This window comes from Cryobacterium sp. TMT4-31 (assembly GCF_004403385.1).
Classification (GTDB): domain Bacteria; phylum Actinomycetota; class Actinomycetes; order Actinomycetales; family Microbacteriaceae; genus Cryobacterium; species Cryobacterium zongtaii.
This window is the reverse complement of the sequence record NZ_SOGI01000074.1, coordinates 225,497-243,078: the sequence shown is the minus strand read 5'-3', so window position 1 is coordinate 243,078 and position 17,582 is coordinate 225,497. Positions and strand designations below refer to the sequence as shown.

Sequence of the window (17,582 nt, the reverse complement as noted above, 5' to 3'; positions counted from 1 at the left end):
GCCGCCCGCCCCGAGGACCGGGCAGAGCCGAAAGTCCCGGCGGTGGCGACGCGCGATCAGTGCCCAAGCACGCGAAAGCGGCCGTGTGGTCACCTCGGTGAACTGAGCTGACCACACGACCGCTTTCGTGGAACAGGACTAACGAGGAGGGAACATCCCGGCGGGGTTGAAGTCCGCGGGCAACTCGAAGGGGTCGCGCACCCGGCTGGACCGGTCGGATCGGGCGACGAGAGCCGACAGCTCCCCCGCCGCGCGTTCGATCCGGGCCGGCAGGGTCTGCACCCGGCTGTCGACGCGGCCGCCGTCACCGCTGCCCCAGTCCTCCGACGCGGCGAACACCGAGGTGGGCACCACCACGGAGTGCAGGTAGGTGAACATCGGCCGCAGCGCGTAGTCGAGCGCCAGCGAATGCCGCGGCGTTCCCGCGGTCGCGCCGATCAGCACCGGCTGGTCGGTGAGGGAGCGGTTGTCGATCACGTCGAAGAAACTCTTGAACAGTCCGCTGTAGCTGGTGGTGAAGATCGGGGTGACGGCGATCAGGCCGTCGGCCGCGGTGACGGCCTCGATCATCTCTTCCAGGCGCGGGTTGGCGAACCCGGTGAGCATGTTGTTCATGATGTCCTGCGCGTAGTCACGCAGTTCGTAGGTCAGCACCGTCGTGCTGACGCCCTCGTCGGCCAGCCGCGTCACGGTGGCCGTGGCGAGCTTGTCGGCGAGCAGCCGCGTGGATGACGGCTGGCTGAGCCCGGCGGAGATGACCGCCAGGGTGCGCTCGGTCATCGCTGCGCTCCCGTCGTGCCGGCGCCGGCCAAGCCGAAGGCGGCACCGGTCGCCCGGCGGTGCGGAGCGATGGCGGCGGAGGTGTCGAGGTCATTGCGCCCGGCGGATGCTGCGGCAACCGGCGCCAGGGAGGCGGCGAGCACCAGGGATTCGTGGGTGGGGCCATCCGGCACGTCGGCCGGGCGGTTCTTGGCGAACTCCTTGCGGAGCACGGGCACAACCTCCTCGCCGAGCAGGTCGAGCTGCTCGAGCACGGTCTTCAGCGGCAGGCCGGCGTGGTCCATCAGCCAGAGCTGGCGCTGGTAGTCGCCCACATAGTCGCGGAAGCCGAGGGTGCGGTCGATGACCTCCTGTGGGCTGCCGACGGTGAGCGGGGTCTGCGAGGTGAACTCCTCCATGCTCGGGCCGTTGCCGTAGACCGGGGCGTTGTCGAAGTACGGCCGGAACTGACGCTTGGCATCCTGTGAGTTCTTGCTCATGAACACCTGGCCGCCGAGCCCAACCATTGCCTGCGCGGCGGTGCCGTGGCCGTAGTGCTCGAACCGGTTGCGGTAGTACTTGACCATCTTCGCGGTGTGCGAGGCCGGCCAGAAGATGTGGTTCGAGAAGAAACCGTCGCCGTAGTACGCTGCCTGCTCGGCGATCTCGGGGCTGCGGATGCTGCCGTGCCAGACGAACGGCGCCACACCGTCGAGCGGGCGCGGGGTGGACTGGAAGCCCTGCAGCGGGGTGCGGAACTGTCCCTCCCAGTCGACGAAATCCTCACGCCAGAGCCGGCGCAGCAGAGCGTAGTTCTCCAGCGCCAGCGGGATGCCCTGGCGGATGTCCTGGCCGAACCAGGGGTAGACCGGGCCGGTGTTGCCGCGGCCCAGGGTGAGGTCCACCCGGCCGTCGGCGATGTGCTGGAGCATCGCGAAGTCCTCGGCGATTTTCACCGGGTCACTGGTGGTGATCAGCGTGGTGGCGGTGGAGAGGATGATGCGCTCGGTTTTGGCCGCGATGTAGCCGAGCATCGTGGTCGGCGACGAGGGTACGAACGGCGGGTTGTGGTGCTCGCCGGTGGCGAAGACGTCCAGCCCCACCTCTTCGACCTTCTGCGCGATGGTGAGCATGGCCTTGATGCGGGCGTGCTCCGTCGGCGTCTGACCCGTGGTGGGATCGGTGGTCAGGTCCCCGACCGTGAAGATTCCGAACTGCATTTCCAGCCTCCAAAACTCAATGCGTCTGCATGTATATAGGTGTCAACGGCGGATGGCCCGATCCTATTCCCGACCCGGCGTCGCGCGTGGAGGAAGGGCTGTCCTGACGGCCCGTCGGGTCAGTCCGCCACGGCGAATCGGGTCAGGGTGTGCTGGATCGCGACGGCCGCCGCTCCCCTGGCCCAGGACGACGTGCCGCTGTCGTCGACGGTGATCTGCAGCGGCGTCACCTCGGCATCGCGGTCCCCGTGGGCCGCCGCCACGATCTCGTCCGCCACCACCTTCCACAGTCCGATGCCCTCGCCGGAGAGCACGACGGTGTCGACCATCGCGATGTTGGCGATCAGGGCCACCAGGCGGCCGAGGGCGCGTCCGGAGGCCTGGACGACGGACAGTGCGGCGGGCACTCCCGCCGCGGCCAGCGCGAGCGCCTCGTCGTACTCCACCGCCCGGCCCAGGGTGTCGCTCACCTGCGCCCGGATGCTGCCCTGGGTGAGCATGGCGTCCGAGCAGCCCCGGTGTCCGCTGCCGCAGAGCGGCCCGTTCGCATCCAACGGCACGTGTCCGCCGAGGCCGAGGCCGGAGTCCCGGGTGCTGATCACCCGGTCGTCGACCACGAGCCCGTAACCCACGCCGACGCCGATCGTGAGCACGGCGAAGCTGGCGGTGCCCCGGCCCGCACCGAACCACTGTTCGGCGGCGGCCAGCCCCACCACGTCATTCTCGACCAGCACCGGGACGCCGAGGCCGGCTTCCAGCGCGGAGGCCAGGTCCACGTCACGCCAGGCAAGGAACGGCGCCCGGGCGACGACCCGGGAGCCGATGACCTGGCCGCCGACAGTCACCCCGAGTGCCGTGATCGGCGCACCGTTGGCGAGTTCGAGCACCAGAGAGCGCAGCTGCCGCACCACCCCGGCCACGTCAGTGCCGTCGAGCCGGCGGTGGGCCGAGGAGAGCTCGTTCACGCGCAGGTCGGTGAGCACGCCGAAGGCGCTGTCGCCGGTGAGCTTGACCCCGACGTAGCGGCGACCCTCCAGGCGCACATCCAGCGGCTTGGTGGGGCGGCCGACCCCGCTGATCAGGGTGTCGCTGACCTCCACAAGCAGGCCGCTGTCGAACAACGGCTTGCTCAGCCGGGTGAGACTCGCCGGGGACAGTCCGAGGCGGCGCCCCAGGTCGCTGCGCGAGATCGGGCCGTGCATGAGAACGGCACGCGCGAGGCCCATCGAGGAGTCACCGATCGATGGCGCGGCCCCGGTACTGCCGTACATCGCGGTCGCCCTTTCCTGGCCCCCGAATCGGGTTGGCTCTCATCTTGACATAGCCGCCCCGCCGGCGCACCGACTGGCGCACCACCCCACGGCACCCCCGCAGTGGTGCCGCCCGAACACCGGACGCTACATTGGACGGACGACTTTTTTCTGCAGCTAAACCAATTCGCGTGACACCGGATCGCCCGCGCTCGCCCGCGCCGGCCCCGGCCAGGGAGGACCCCGTGACCAATCTGCACAGCCGCTCCGCCGGCACCGACCCCGCCGACACCCAGGACGGCCCGCACACCGCGGCGCCGTGGTGGACCACGGCCGTGGTGTACCAGGTCTATCCGCGCAGCTTCGCGGACTCCAACGGCGACGGCGTCGGCGACCTCGGCGGGGTGCGCGGCAAGCTCGGTTACCTCGCCGAGCTCGGCGTGGACGCGATCTGGCTCTCGCCGGTCTACCCGTCCCCACAGCACGACAACGGCTACGACATCCGCGACTACCAGGACATCGACCCGGTGTTCGGCAGTCTGGCCGAATTCGACCTGCTGCTGGCCGAGGCCCACGAGCTCGGCATCAAGATCGTGATGGACCTGGTGGTCAACCACACCAGCGACGAGCACCCGTGGTTCGTCGAATCGCGCTCGTCGATCGACAACCCCAAGCGCGACTGGTACTGGTGGCGCCGGCCCGGCGCGGCCGGCGCCGAGCCGAACGGCTGGGGCAGCGCTTTCAGCGGCCCGGCCTGGACCCTGGATGAGACCACCGGTGAGTACTACCTGCACCTGTTCGCCACGCAGCAGCCCGACCTCAACTGGGAGAACCCCGAGGTGCGCCAGGCGGTCTACTCGATGATGAACTGGTGGCTGGACCGCGGCGTGGACGGGTTCCGGATGGACGTGATCAACTTCATCGCCAAGCAGGTGGAGCTGGTGAGCGGGCCGGCCGCGGCGACCGGGGGTGGTTCGCCGATGGGCGCGCAGATCCACGAGTACCTGCAGGAGATGCACCGGGCGGTGTTCGCCGGCCGCACCGGAGAGCACCTGACCGTGGGCGAGATGCCCGGTGTGAGCATTGAGGATGCCGTGCTGTTCACGGATGCGGCCCGCGCCGAGGTCGACATGATCTTCCAGTTCGAGCATGTCTCGCTCGACCAGGGCACGCACAAGTTCGACCCGCTGCCGCGCAGCCTGGTGCCGCTGAAGCAGAGCCTGGCCCGCTGGCAGGTCGGCCTGGCGGAGACCGGCTGGAACAGCCTCTACCTGAACAACCACGACCAGCCGCGGCTGGTGTCGCGGTTCGGCAACGACACCGAGTTCCGGTACGAGTCGGCCACCCTGTGGGCGCTGGTGCTGCACCTGCACCGCGGCACGCCCTACATCTACCAGGGCGATGAGATCGGCATGACGAACGTGACGTTCGACACCATCGACCACTACCGGGACATCGAGTCACTCAACCACTACCGGGAGGCCGTGGAGCAGTTCGACCAGTCGCCGGCGAGTGTGCTGGCCGGGGTGCACGCCATGGGGCGGGACAACGCGCGCACACCGATGCAGTGGGACGACTCGGCCCACGCCGGGTTCAGCACCGGAACGCCGTGGCTCGCGGCCAACCCGAATTTTCCGCGCATCAACGTGGCGACCGACCGGGCAGCCGCGCGCAGCGTGTTCGCGTTCTACCAGCGGCTGATCCAGCTGCGGCACACCGATCCGGTGGTGGCGCTCGGAGCGTTCGAGCTGATCGAACCCGACCACGAGCAGCTGTACGCGTTCACCCGCATCCTGAACGGCGTGACGTTGCTGGTGCTGGCGAACGTGTCGGATGCGCCGCTGACGGTGCAGGGCGAATGGCTGCCGGATGACATCTCCGGTGCCGAGCTGCTGCTGGGCAACTATCCCGGTGACGGTTCCGCGGCTCTCCGGCCGTGGGAGGCCCGCCTGTATCGGCTCTAGCGGCATCCGCTCGCTTCTATTGCCGAAGGGGACTTCTGCGTCCGGCGTACCGGACGCAGAAGTCCCCTTGGTGAACAGTTGCGCGGCTACTTGCCCTTGAGCGAGCGCTCCTCGCGTTCGATCTCCTCGCGGCGGGTCGCGTCGACGATGAGCTTGGCGTTGATGCCCACCAGGGAGTGGCGGCGACCGTAGGCGAAGTAGACGACGAAGCCGAGGGCCAGCCAGACCGCGAAACGCGCCCAGGTGAGGGTGGTGAGGTTCAGCATCAGCCAGAAGCAGAGCACTGCCGAGAGGATCGGCAGGAACGGCGACAGCGGCACCTTGAACGAGCGCTTGAGGTCGGGCCGCTTCTTGCGCAGCACCACGACGGCGATGCTCACGAGCACGAACGCCGACAGGGTGCCGATGTTGATCATCTCTTCGAGCACACCCACGTCGGTGAGTCCGGCGATCAGCGCGACCGCCGCGCCGGTGATGATCTGGATGCGCACCGGCGTGCGGCGCTTTTCCGAGGTGACGCTGAGCCAACGCGGCAGCAGGCCGTCGCGGCTCATGGCGAACAGCACCCGCGAGAGCCCGAGCAGCAGCACCATGATCACCGTGGTGAGGCCGGCCAGGATGCCGATGGAGATGACCTGGGCGGCCCAGCCGGCGCCCACGGCGATGAAGGCGGTGGCCAGCGACGCGTTGGGGTCATCGGCGAGCACGGTGTACGGCACCATGCCGGTGAGTACGAGGCTGACACCGACATAGAGCACGGTGACGATGGCCAGGCCGGCGAAGATGCCGCGCGGCAGGGTCTTCTGCGGGTTCTTGACCTCTTCGGCGCTGGTGGCAACCACGTCAAAGCCGATGAAGGCGAAGAACACCAGGGAGGCGCCGGCGAGCAGGCCGAAGATGCCGTACTGCGCCGGGGCGGCGCCGGTCATGAACGAGAACAGCGACTGGGTCCAGACGTCGCTGCCGACGCCATCCGTGGTGGGCACCGACTCGGGGATGAACGGCGAGTAGTTGGCCGGGTTGATGAAGAACGCGCCGACGACGATGACGAAGAGCACGATCGCCACCTTGATGATGGTGAACACGCTGGCGACGCGGGCGGAGAGCTGGGTGCCCAGCACCAACAGCGTGGTGAAGACGGCAACGATCACGAACGCGCCCCAGCTCACGTCGAGCCCGATCACGTTGATGGTGGCGGGGATGTCCCAGTTCCAGAGGGCGAAGACGTTACTGAGGTAGATGCCCCAGTACTTGGCGATCACTGCCGCGGCGGTGAGCATCTCCAGGATCAGGTCCCAGCCGATGATCCAGGCCAACAACTCGCCCAGGGTGGCGTAGGTGAAGGTGTACGCGGAGCCGGCCACGGGCACGGCGGAGGCGAACTCGGCGTAACACATGATCGCGAGGGCGCAGGTGACGGCGGCGAGCACGAAGGCGAGCGTCACGGATGGTCCGGCGTAGCTGCCGGCGGCCTTGGCACCGACCGAGAAGATACCGGCGCCGACGGCGACCGCGACTCCCATGATCATCAGGTCCCAGGTGCCGAGGGTGCGTTTAAGGCTGTGCCCCTTTTCCAGGGAATCCTCGATCGATGACTCGATGCTCTTCGTGCGCCAGAGACTCATGGGGGTGTCCATTCCGTGTAAAGCTCAAGTTTAGGGCGACACGTCCACCAGTGGCAGACCAAAAGTCCCAACCCGGCGCTGCAGAGCCCTGCCGGCCGGGCCGGGCCCGGCAAGCGATACCGATTCGGGTGCCGGTGCAACCTCAATGTTTCGTGAGCTTCCCTGCAGGCGCGCCGGCTCGTGGCTACCGTGGAATGGTCGTCCGGTTCACCCGGCCGGCGAACACGATCGTGAACACCGATGACAGGGAGAGAACCATGACGACCACCGAGCTTTCCGGCAAGCGCATCGCTTTTCTACTCACCGATGGCTACGAAGACAGCGAACTGTCCAGCCCCTGGCAGGCCGTGACGGATGCCGGCGCCACCGCCGTGCTGGTATCCCCCGCCACCGAAAGCGTCACGGGCAAGAAGGGCCACTCGCAGTACGTCGACCTGGCCGTCGCCGAGGCCAACGCCGACGACTTCGACGCTCTCGTGCTGCCCGGCGGCGTCGTCAATGCCGATCACCTGCGCATGGACGAGGACGCGGTCTCCTTCACCCGGGACTTCTTCGCCGCGCACAAGCCGGTGTCGGCGATCTGCCACGCCGCCTGGATCCTGATCGAGGCCGGCGTGGTGGAGGGGCGCACGCTCACCTCGTATCCGAGCCTGAAGACCGACCTGCAGAACGCCGGGGCCACCTGGGTCGATGAGGAAGTGGTGGTGGACCAGGGCATGGTCTCCAGCCGCACCCCAGCCGACCTGCCGGCGTTCAACGCCAAGGTGATCGAAGAGGCGCGCGAAGGCACCCACGCGGGGCAGACGCTGTAGCCCTCACCCCGGCCGGTCACTCCGCGGGCGGGTGGGCGGCGGGTAGCTCGAGCACGGCTTCGGCGGCCTGCTCGAGTGCCCGGCCGTACGCCGCGCCGTGTCCGGCCGCGTGCACGGCCAGCGGATGCAGCTGGTGCAGCGGCGTACGCGCCCGCCAGCCCGGCACCAGCCGCGATGCCGACTCGTAGCCCGCGGTGATCTCCTCGAGGTACGGGCAGCCGAACAGGGCGAGCATCGCCAGGTCGGTTTCGCGGTGGCCGCCGTGCGCGGCCGGGTCGATCAGCACGACCCCGTCGGCGGACCACAACACGTTGCCGGTCCACAGGTCGCCGTGTATCCGGGCCGGCGGGGCGCCGTCATCGAAGTCGCCGGCCTCGATGCGCGCGCAGGCCGCGTGCACGGCCTCGGCCTGCCGGGCCGTGATCCCGCCCACGTCGACGGCGATATCCAGGTACGGCAGCACCCGGTAGCGGGCGTAGAACACTCCCCAGTCGCTCTCGTAAGCGCTGGGGAGGCTCCGATTACCGATGAACAACGGGCCGCTCCAGTTGTCGGGTGGGGCACCGAACGCCGCGGCGCCGGCCGAGTGGGTCACCGACAGCTCCGCGCCGAACGCTCGCGCGGCCGGCCGGCTGGGTGGCACCTCGTCGATGGTCTCCAGCACGATGTGCCCGGGCTCGAGGTCGAGCACCTGGGCGGTGCGCACTCCCCCGGGTATCGCCAGCCAAGCCAGGCCGGCGGCCTCGGCCTCGAAGAAGCCGGAGGGGGCACCGTGGTGCCGCTTGTCGAAGCCCCGCGGGTCGCCGCCGGGTGAGCTGACGAAGTCATTCATCCCTCCACTCTTACCGCTTGCCCCGTCCGGCGCTACGGGGAGACCGGTGCGTCAAGGATTGCTTGACAGAACTTCGCTGTCAATGCATCCTTGACACATGAACACAAAGAGTTCCCTTTCCCGCCCGCGCTGGTATGCCGCGGCCGTGGTCGGCGGAGTGGTGGCGATCGCCGCACTCTCCACCGCGGCCATCCTCGTCGACCACGACCCGGCCGACTCCGTCTTGGGCTTCCTCACCGGAATGCTCAGCGTTCTGCTGGTCACCGTCATCCTGTGGACCGAGATCGGCCGCCAGAGGGTGGCCAGGCTGCGCGACACCGTGGCACTCGACAACCTGGAACCGCTGCGCGACGCGACCGACGCCGACAGCGCGGGACAGCGGCTTGCCCACCGTCGTGACCAGCGGACGGACGAGCGATGACGGCGCCGACACCCGAACATTCACCGACGTCGCTGACGGCCGCAGAGGCCGCCGCGGTGCGCGACGCGGTCGCCGAAGCGGTGCTCGGCAGCCCGACCGGTCTCCGCGCCGACCTCGAGAGCGACCCGGATGCGTACCTCCGTCTGGTCGGTGCCAGCCGCACCGCCGCGGAGGAAACCAGCCGATTGCTGCGGGACTCGATCAACGGCGCGCGGGCCGCCGGGCACAGCTGGGACGCCCTGGGCCGGGTGCTCGGGGTAAGCCGGCAGGCCGCCCAGCAGCGATTCTCCTCGGCGAGCCAAACAGGCTCCGCCGGCCCGGCCACGGCCGCACACGACGGCGAGCCCGGGCATCCGCGCCGCAAGGTGCTCAGCCCGGTCACCGCGTTCGACGAGATGGCCATACTGGCGATCGAGGGCCGCCGCGGCTGGCACGTCGTGGATTACGGCACGCTGTACCACGTGCTGGAGGCCTCGGACCGGCAGTGGGAGCACCGCCGGCTGCTGTGGACACCGGGAAACGCGGCTCGACGACACCTCGAGGCCGAGGGCTGGCGCCTGGTGGGCGAGACGACGTTCCCGTGGGGTTATTACACCCGGGCACTGGACTCGGCGGCCGAGCCGGCCTGACAGCGGCCGCCTGACGGCATCCGGGGTACACAAAACGGGCCGCCACCTCAAGGGTGACGGCCCGTTTCGAAGAAGATCGCGTTATCAGCGAACCATTCGGCTACTACCTAGCGGCGCAGGCCGAGACGCTCGATGAGCGAGCGGTAGCGGCTGATGTCCACGTCGGACAGGTAGCCGAGCAGACGGCGACGCTGACCAACCAGGAGGAGCAGGCCACGACGCGAGTGGTGGTCGTGCTTGTGCTCTTTGAGGTGTTCCGTGAGGTCAAGAATGCGCTGCGTGAGCATTGCAATCTGGACTTCGGGGGAACCCGTGTCGCCCGGGTGGGTAGCGTACTTTTCGATGATCGCCTTCTTAGCATTAGCTTCGAGTGCCATAGATGGGATCCCCTTTCTCTCACTGCGCGGTGCTCGGGGCAGAATGCCTGAGCTCTCTTTATCCGCGGCCGTTGAACGGCAACCTCAAGATCTTAGCAGAGTTCGGCCAACCCGTTCGGATCGGGGTTCCCCTCCCCGGCGGGAGCGCGGGCGTGACACCGGACACACCGGTTCGTTCGGGCACGGGGTGCACCACGTCGGGCTCACACTCGCCGATGATTGAATGGTCCCCCGCACGGGGGCCGAGTTACACCAGCACCAACCCGCACGACACGAGGAGCACCCATGGAATCGACCGGCCCGGACTCGACCACCCTGGACTCAGCTGCACCAGACTCGGCCGCACTGGACTCGACCGCACTGAATACGGGCCGCCCGGCCACGAACGGCGACATCACCCTCTCGCTCACCGCGACGCCGGTGCTCAGCTATGCCCTGGCGCACAATCGCATCAACGTGGTCGGCCGGGTGGGCGTCGACAACCGTGGGCCCGCCGTGCGGGAGGCCGTGCTGCGGCTCGAGGTGCTCAGCGCCGGCGACACCCTCGGCACCGCCCGTGATCTGCTCGTGGACCTCGCCGCTGAGCGCACCTTGACCTTTACGGATGTCTCCCTGACCGTCGACCCCACCGCGATGCTGCTCATCGAGGAGCAGCGCCCGGCCGAGATCCGGGCCAGCCTGCTCGTGGCCGGCGTCGTCGTCGCCGAGGCGGGCGAGCCCATCCAGCTGCTCGCCGCCCAGCAGTGGATCGCCCAGCCGGTGGACCTGGCGCTGGAGATGCTCTCGGCGCACGTGCTGCCCAACCACCCCGAGATCGCCACCCTGCTCGCCGAGGCGGCTGCCGCGCTCGAGGCCCGCACCGGGTCGGCGGCCATGCCCGGCTACCAGTCGGGCCCGGACAGGGTCGACCAGGTGGTCGAGGCGGTGTTCGTGGCCATGCGGTCCCGCACCATCCGCTACGCCACCCCGCCGGCCAGCTGGTCCGACGACGGACAGAAGGTGCGCACGCCCGGCGAGGTGCTGGGCACCACGACCGGCGAGGGCACGTCGGATGGCGTCGGCACCTGCCTCGACACCGTCGTGGTGATGGCCGCCGCCCTCGAGCAGGCCGGGTTGCATCCGCTGCTCTGGGTGGTCGCCGGGCACGCCTTCCTCGGCTACTGGCGCGAAGAGGAGACCCTCGGCGCGCCCGCGCTCACCGACGTGGCCGAGGTGATCAACCTCATCGATCTCGACCTGATCCGGCTCGTGGAGACCACCCAGGTCACCGACCGTGACACCGGCACTCCGGTCACCTTCGCCCAGGCCCAGCGCTCGCCGTATCTGGACTGGCTCGCGGACCTGGCCACCGTGATCGGAGTGGTCGACGTGGTGCAGTCGCGGCGCACCCACATCCTGCCGCTGCCGGCACGCACCGTGACCGCCGACGGCACCGTGGTCGTCACCGAATACCGGCCGGCAGGGGTCTCGCCCGGCGGGCCCGTCGTCGTCAACGAAACGGATGCGGACGCGAACGATGCGGCCGACGCGCCCACCGCAGTCGCCCCGTCCGGCCGCTCCTCGAGCACGCCGCCGCGTATCTCGCAGTGGAAGAACGCCCTGCTCGACCTGAGCTTGCGCAACCGACTGATCAACTTCACCGAACGCGGCGCCCTGGCCCTGACGGTGCCCGACCAGCACCTGGCCGGCGTCGAAGACCTCGTCACCGATGGTGCCGGGCTGACCCTGCTGCCCGCCGACCGGATGACGACGACCGACCGGGAGCGCGGCATCCGATTCGGCCGGGATCTGCCCGCCGACCAGCTCGCGGCCCTGCTCGCCGACAAAAAGGCCGTGTACGCCGACGTCACCGACGCCGCCTACGCCACCAAGCTGCGGGCGCTGGCCTACAAGGCCCGCACCGTGGTGCAGGAGACCGGCGCCAACAATCTCTACCTGGCCTTCGGCTCGCTGGTCTGGACCGCGAACGACCGGGAGCTCCGCAGCCCCCTGGTGCTCGTTCCGGTGGTGCTCGAACCGGCCGGCCGCGGCGGCGACTACCGGGTCCGGCTCGACGAGGCCGGGGCGTCCACGCCCAACTACTGCCTGCTCGAGAAGCTTCGGCAGCTGCACGGCCTCACGATCGACGGCCTGGCGACCCCGGCCGCCGACGCGACCGGAATCGACCTGGCCGCCGCGTTCCGCGCCACCCGCGAGGCGCTGCTGGCGGCCGGTTTGCCCTACCGGGTCGAGGAGACCCTCGACCTGTCGATCCTGCAGTTCGCCAAGTTCCGCCTCTGGAAGGACCTCGACGAGAACTGGCAGACCCTGGCCGAGAACTCCCTGGTGAGCCACCTCGTGCATACCCCCACCCAGCCGTTCGTCGACCCGGTGGCCCTGCCTGCGCCCGCCGACCTCGATGCTCTCGGCGCCGAGTGCCCGGTGCCCGGCGACTCGTCGCAGCTGGCCGCCGTGGCCGAGGCCATCGCCGAGCGCACCTTCGTGCTCGAGGGCCCACCCGGCACCGGCAAGTCGCAGACCATCACCAACCTCCTCACCCGCGCGGTCTATGAGGGAAAAAAGGTGCTGTTCGTCGCGGAAAAACGCGCGGCCCTGCAGGTGGTGCAGGCCCGGCTGAACGAGGTGGGCATGGGCCCGTTCGCGCTCGACCTGCACGACAAGGCCAGCAAGCCCGCCACGGTGCGAGCCCAAATCCGGCAGGCTCTCGAACACGAGGTGACGGTGGACGGCCAGGGGCTGAAGAACGACCTCGACGTGCTCGGCACCGCCCGGCGCAGCCTGGCCAGGTACACCGATAGGTTGCACGAACAGAACGGCGCCGGCCTGTCCTTCTACTCCGCCCGCACCGCACAGCTCACCGCCGACGTCGACGTGCGGGCCCTGCCCGTGCCGGCCGACCTGCCCGCGCGCATCACGGCCGACGAGCTCGACGAGCTGCGGCGGATGCTGCGGGATCTGCCCGATGTGACCGATCCGGCCCGGCCGCGGCCGCAGCATCCGTGGGCGTTCATCACCACGCCGCCCGCCGGCCCCCTCGACCTGGCGACCGTTGCCCGCGCCGCGCTGGAGCTCGACGAAGCCCTGGCCGCGCTCCCCCGCGCCGACGAGACGGCCGGCTCTGGCGCCGCGGCGAGCGTCGTGGCCGCCGCGGCGAGCCCTACCGAATTCGTCACGTTGAGCAGTCTCGCCGCCGCCGACCGGGTGCCGCTGGTCACCCTGGACGGCACCCGCTCCCCGGATTGGGCCACGGCCGCGGCCGCCGCCGAACAGGCCACCGGCACCTTTGTGCAGGCCGAACACCCGGCACTGACCGTGCTCGAACCCGGCGCACTGCGGCTGGACGCCGCGGCCCTGCACCGGGACGCGCAGGCGGCGGATGCCTCGAGCTTCTTCGGCCGTCGCGGCCGACGGAAGGCCGTGCTCGCGCGGCTGGCCGCGGAGATGCGGCCAGGGGCAAAGCTGCCCCTCGGCTCCCTCACCACCGTCACCGGCCAGCTCGCCGACAGCCAGGCCCGGCTGCACGCCCTGCGCGGCCTGGTGCGGGCCGTGGATGGCGTGAGCATCGCGGATGATTGGAACCCCCTGGTCGGCTCCGCGCCGGTTGCTCCGGCGCAGACCGGGCAGACTACGCAGACCGGCCCGACCGGCCGCGACGAGCTCGCCGCCCGCCTGGCCTGGCTGCGCTGGGCCGGTGGTGTCGTCGCATCCGAGCACCGCGACCTCAGCGTTGACTTCGTGGCCGCCCTGCGCGGTTACCTCGACGCCAGCACCGAACCGGATGCCGCACTCGCCACCGCACTGAACCGTGCGCTTCTCGCCCTGCAGGCCGTGATGACGGCCACCGGCGCCGGACCGGCCGCCATGGCAGGCTGGGCCGCGGACGGCGGCCTCGTCGCCGTCTGGTCCCGCGGCCGCGAGGAACGGGACGCCCAGGCACCGGGACTGCCCACCCTCACCCGGTGGATCGCCCTGCTCGAGCACCTCGAACCGCTGGCCCGGCTCGGGCTCCCGGCTGCGCACACCGCTGTGCTCCGCGGCGAGGTCGACGCCGACGACGCCGGTCTGGCGTTCGAGAAGGGGCTCGCCACGGCATCCGTCGCCGAACGCGGCTCGGCCACCACCCTGGACCAGTTCGACGCCGCCGCCCAGAACCGGTCGATCACCCGCTTCACCACGTCATCCGGTGCGGTGCGCCGGCACCTGCCCACCTTCATCCCGTACAGCGTCTTGCGGCGGCGCACCATCGGCGCGACCCCGGACGCCGCCGGCGACTCCGGGAACCCGGGCACCGAGACGGCGGCCCGGCTCGGCCTGCTCAAAAGGCAGCTGGACCGGCAGCGCGGCGGCATGGGAGTGCGTGAGCTCATGCACGAGTTCGGCGACCTGATCACCGACATCCTGCCGTGCATGCTGATGAGCCCGGAGTCGGTGGCCAGGTTCTTCCCCGCCCAGGCGGGCCTGTTCGACATCGTGGTCTTCGACGAGGCTTCCCAGGTGCGGGTGTCCGACGCCGTCGGCGCCATGGGGAGGGCCCGGTCGGTGGTCGTCGTGGGTGACAGCAAGCAGATGCCGCCCACCTCGTTCGCGGAGTCGACCATCGGCTCCGGCGAGGAGGACGGCGACACCCTCGAGTTCGTGCGCGACGAGGAGTCGATCCTGTCGGAGTGCGTGCAGGCGCAGGTACCCAGCAAGTGGCTGTCCTGGCACTATCGCAGCCAGGACGAGTCGCTGATCGCCTTCAGCAACCGCGCGTACTACCGTGACCGGTTGTCCTCGTTCCCGGCTCCGCACCACGGTGCGGGCACGGATGCCGGCTCCGGCTCCGGCCCCGGCCCCGGCTCCGGCTCCGGCTCCGGCTCCGGCTCCGGCTCCGGCTCCGCGGGCTACGGTGTGAGCCTCCGCCGGGTCGACGGTCAGTTCCTCCGCAGCGGTAAGGGCAAGTCGCTGCGCACCAACCCGGTCGAGGCCCAGGCCATCGTCGCCGAGATCCTGGCCAGGTTCGCCGCCGAGCCCGAAGAGACCCCGTCCATCGGCGTGATCACCTTCAACGTGCAGCAGCGGGCCCTCATCGAGGGCAGCCTCCGCGACAGCGGCGATGAGCGCATCGTGCACGCCCTCGACACCGACACCGACGGCCTGTTCGTCAAGAACCTGGAGAACGTGCAGGGTGACGAGCGCGACACCATCCTGTTCTCCACGGCGTTCAGCGCGGATGCCTCGGGCCGGCTGCCGCTCAACTTCGGCCCGCTCAACCTGCCCGGCGGCGAACGGCGCCTGAACGTGGCGATCACCCGGGCCCGGCGCCAGGTGATCGTGTTCAGCAGCTTCGCGCCCGCCGACCTGCGCGCCGAAGAGACCATCTCGGCCGGGGTGAAAGACCTGCGGGCCTACCTGGACCTGGCCGCCGGCGGCGCCGACGGGCTCGCCACCCCGCTGCGCCAGTCCGGGGCGTTGGACCGGCACCGGGAGGAGATCGCCGAGGCCCTGCGCGAGCGCGGCTTCGCGGTGCAGGCGGACGTGGGGCTGTCCGACTTCCGGGTGGACCTCAGTGTGGCCACGACCGGGGCGCCCGGGCATCCGGTGATGGCCGTGCTGCTCGACGGCCCCACCTGGGCCGCCCGCCGCACGGTCTCGGACCGGGACGGCCTGCCCGTCGAGGTGCTCTCCAGGCTGATGGGCTGGCCGGCCGTGGAGCGGGTGTGGTTGCCCGAGTGGCTGGGCGACCGCGACGCGGTGCTGGATCGTCTCGCCGAGAAACTCGACGCTCTCGACGCCGCCCGCCAGGCGCACGAGGCCGCCGCCCTGGCGTAGCCGAGCCCTGCCCTCCCCCGCGGCACGTCTAAGCTCTCGCGGCACGTCTTTGTGCCGCCGGCACCCGTTCTAACGCGGGCCGCCGAGCACAACACGGGCCGCGGGGAGCAACACGGGCCGCGACAATAGTGCGCTCAGAGCACGGAGAACCCGGCGGGCAGCGGGGCACGGCCGGTGGCGGCGCGCAACAGGGGTGCGGACAGGCCCTTGTGGGCGGCCAGGTCGGCGAGCACGTGCAGGGTCGCGGCGGCGGCGGGCTCGGGCACGGTCTGGTCGGCGGCGGGTACTCCCTGGCTCTGCAGCAGGTCGCTCGTGTGCACGGTGAGTTCCAGGGTGCGCGACGGCAGGTACTCGGCGATGCGGATGCGCCCGGCCGGCGTATCCGCCGGCTCGGAGCCGTCGAGGGTGGCCACCCGGGCCAGCACCCTGGCGGCGAGCTCCGCGACCGCGACCGCGGGCTGGGCGCCGAGGGTGGCGGCGGTCTCCCGACCGCGTTGCGCGATCAGCTCGGGTGTTCCCGCGGCGAGCGCGCGCTCGAAGTAGGCCGCCGGCGTTGTCACCTCGATCGGGGCGGCGACGCCGACGGCATCCTCCTCTGCCGCGAGGTCGAGGTAGGCCTCAATGGTGGACAGGGCCCGGCTGGTGTGCCCGACGAGGTCGCGCACACTCCACTCGCCCAGGCCCAACTGCCCCCAGACCTCGTCATCCCCGGCGGCGCGCTCGGCGATGCCTGCGGTGACCGCCACGAACCACCTCGCGGCCGAATCGAAAGCGAAAACCGTGTCTGACCAGTCCCTGGGAGTCTCACTCATGCCCACAGAGTAGCCGCACCGTGCCCGCTCGTGCAGAACGCGCCGGGCTAGAACACTCGCGCCGCGATCTCGGCCGGCGCCGCCAGCAGCGCCTCGATCTCGTCGTCGAGCCGCACCAGGGTCAGTGACGCCCCAGCCATGTCGAGGGAGGTGCAGTATTCACCCACGTAGCTGCGTCCCACCGTGATGCCCAGTTCGGTGAGCCGCTCGTGCGCCCGCCCGAACAGGATGTAGAGCTCGCTGATCGGGGTTCCACCGAGCCCGTTGATCATCAGGGCCACCCTGTCGCCGGCCACATAGGGCAGGTCCTTCACGACGGCATCCAGCATCTCGTCGGTCATCTCGTTGGCCGTGGTGAGCTTGGCCCGCCGCCGGCCGGGTTCACCGTGGATGCCCACACCCACCTCGATCTCATCGTCGCCGAGCTCGAACAGCGGTGATCCCTTCGCCGGCGGGGTGCAGGAGGTGAGGGCGATCCCCATGGTGCGGGTGACGCTGTCGACCTTCTCCCCGATCCGGACCAGCTCGTCCAGGTCCGCGCCCTGCTCGGCGGCGGCGCCGACGGCTTTCATCACGAAGAAGTTGCCCGCCACCCCGCGCCGGCCCACGGTGTAGGTGGAGTCCTGCACGGCGACGTCATCGTCGATGAACAGGGTCTTCACGTTGACACCGTCGGCGGCGCTGAGCTCCTGCGCCATTTCGAAGGCCATCCGATCGCCCGTGTAGTTGTTCACCAGCAACAGCACACCCTTAGGAGAGGCCAGCAGCTTGGTGGTCTCGTACACGTAGTCCATCGGCGGTGCAGAGAACACGTCGCCGGGGCAGGCCGCGTCGAGCATGCCCTTGCCGACCGTCATCACGTGCGCCGGTTCGTGCCCGGAGCCCGAGCCCTGGATGATCGACACCCTGTCGGGGTTCGGGCTGTCGGCTCGCATGATCAGGTTGTACGCGGGCACATACTTCAGTGTGTCGGGGTTGGCCAGCGCGATGCCCTTGAGCATCTCCGGAACGTACTGCTTCGGATCATTGACGAATTTCTTCATGGCTCCCTCTCTGGGCGGTGCTCGGTC

General features: G+C 69.9%; 13 protein-coding genes. 5 read left to right on the top strand and 8 right to left on the bottom strand.

The annotated features are described in order from the left end of the window. Positions 1 to 138 precede the first annotated feature (138 nt). The 3 genes from E3T19_RS18750 to E3T19_RS18740 all read right to left on the bottom strand — a co-directional run bounded on the left by E3T19_RS18750 (position 139) and on the right by E3T19_RS18740 (position 3,250). Positions 139 to 780 carry an FMN reductase gene (locus E3T19_RS18750; RefSeq protein WP_088455698.1) on the bottom strand — a complete coding sequence of 214 codons (642 nt, stop codon included), beginning with the start codon at positions 778 to 780 and terminating at the stop codon, positions 139 to 141. Continuing rightward, positions 777 to 1,979 carry an LLM class flavin-dependent oxidoreductase gene (locus E3T19_RS18745; protein WP_088455697.1) on the bottom strand — a complete coding sequence of 401 codons (1,203 nt, stop codon included), beginning with the start codon at positions 1,977 to 1,979 and terminating at the stop codon, positions 777 to 779. The genes E3T19_RS18750 and E3T19_RS18745 overlap by 4 nt, the downstream gene beginning before the upstream one ends. Before the next feature lie 119 nt (positions 1,980 to 2,098). Continuing rightward, the gene (locus E3T19_RS18740; RefSeq protein WP_134409561.1) at positions 2,099 to 3,250 is read right to left on the bottom strand and encodes an ROK family transcriptional regulator; all 1,152 of its coding nucleotides are present in this window, start codon (positions 3,248 to 3,250) and stop codon (positions 2,099 to 2,101) included. Positions 3,251 to 3,483: 233 nt separating this feature from the next. Between E3T19_RS18740 and E3T19_RS18735 the strand changes: the two genes are divergently transcribed. Next, positions 3,484 to 5,193: an alpha-glucosidase gene (locus E3T19_RS18735; protein WP_134409577.1), complete on the top strand. Its 1,710-nt coding sequence runs from the start codon at positions 3,484 to 3,486 to the stop codon at positions 5,191 to 5,193. Between the two features lie 86 nt (positions 5,194 to 5,279). Here E3T19_RS18735 and E3T19_RS18730 read toward each other — a convergent pair whose 3' ends face one another. Next, complete coding sequence (locus E3T19_RS18730) at positions 5,280 to 6,818, bottom strand: amino acid permease (protein ID WP_088455695.1); 1,539 nt, start codon at positions 6,816 to 6,818, stop codon at positions 5,280 to 5,282. 257 nt (positions 6,819 to 7,075) lie between these two features. Here E3T19_RS18730 and E3T19_RS18725 point away from each other — a divergent pair, with 257 nt between their 5' ends. Then, positions 7,076 to 7,630 carry a type 1 glutamine amidotransferase domain-containing protein gene (locus tag E3T19_RS18725; RefSeq protein ID WP_134409560.1) on the top strand — a complete coding sequence of 185 codons (555 nt, stop codon included), beginning with the start codon at positions 7,076 to 7,078 and terminating at the stop codon, positions 7,628 to 7,630. Positions 7,631 to 7,646: 16 nt separating this feature from the next. On the opposite strand, the gene E3T19_RS18720 is transcribed toward E3T19_RS18725, so the two are convergent. Next, positions 7,647 to 8,462 carry a fructosamine kinase family protein gene (locus E3T19_RS18720; protein WP_134409559.1) on the bottom strand — a complete coding sequence of 272 codons (816 nt, stop codon included), beginning with the start codon at positions 8,460 to 8,462 and terminating at the stop codon, positions 7,647 to 7,649. Positions 8,463 to 8,559: 97 nt separating this feature from the next. Here E3T19_RS18720 and E3T19_RS18715 point away from each other — a divergent pair, with 97 nt between their 5' ends. Further along, positions 8,560 to 8,883: a hypothetical protein gene (locus E3T19_RS18715; RefSeq protein WP_134409558.1), complete on the top strand. Its 324-nt coding sequence runs from the start codon at positions 8,560 to 8,562 to the stop codon at positions 8,881 to 8,883. Then, positions 8,880 to 9,512, top strand: coding sequence for a hypothetical protein (locus E3T19_RS18710; RefSeq protein ID WP_134409557.1), 633 nt, complete (start codon positions 8,880 to 8,882; stop codon positions 9,510 to 9,512). Before E3T19_RS18715 ends, E3T19_RS18710 begins: the two co-directional genes overlap by 4 nt. A 107-nt stretch (positions 9,513 to 9,619) precedes the next feature. Here the strand turns inward: E3T19_RS18710 and rpsO are convergent, their stop codons facing one another. Continuing rightward, a complete protein-coding gene (gene rpsO, locus E3T19_RS18705) occupies positions 9,620 to 9,889 on the bottom strand; it encodes a 30S ribosomal protein S15 (protein ID WP_088455691.1) in 270 nt (89 codons plus the stop codon). A 285-nt stretch (positions 9,890 to 10,174) separates the two neighbouring features. Here rpsO and E3T19_RS18700 point away from each other — a divergent pair, with 285 nt between their 5' ends. Continuing rightward, positions 10,175 to 15,700 carry a DUF4011 domain-containing protein gene (locus E3T19_RS18700; RefSeq protein ID WP_134409556.1) on the top strand — a complete coding sequence of 1,842 codons (5,526 nt, stop codon included), beginning with the start codon at positions 10,175 to 10,177 and terminating at the stop codon, positions 15,698 to 15,700. A gap of 134 nt (positions 15,701 to 15,834) precedes the next feature. On the opposite strand, the gene E3T19_RS18695 is transcribed toward E3T19_RS18700, so the two are convergent. Together E3T19_RS18695 and dhaK are read right to left on the bottom strand one after the other, a co-directional pair. Beyond that, positions 15,835 to 16,512, bottom strand: a complete 678-nt coding sequence (locus tag E3T19_RS18695; RefSeq protein WP_134409555.1) for a maleylpyruvate isomerase N-terminal domain-containing protein — start codon at positions 16,510 to 16,512, stop codon at positions 15,835 to 15,837. A gap of 47 nt (positions 16,513 to 16,559) precedes the next feature. Further along, positions 16,560 to 17,555 carry a dihydroxyacetone kinase subunit DhaK gene (gene dhaK / locus E3T19_RS18690; protein ID WP_088455688.1) on the bottom strand — a complete coding sequence of 332 codons (996 nt, stop codon included), beginning with the start codon at positions 17,553 to 17,555 and terminating at the stop codon, positions 16,560 to 16,562. Positions 17,556 to 17,582: the final 27 nt, after the last annotated feature.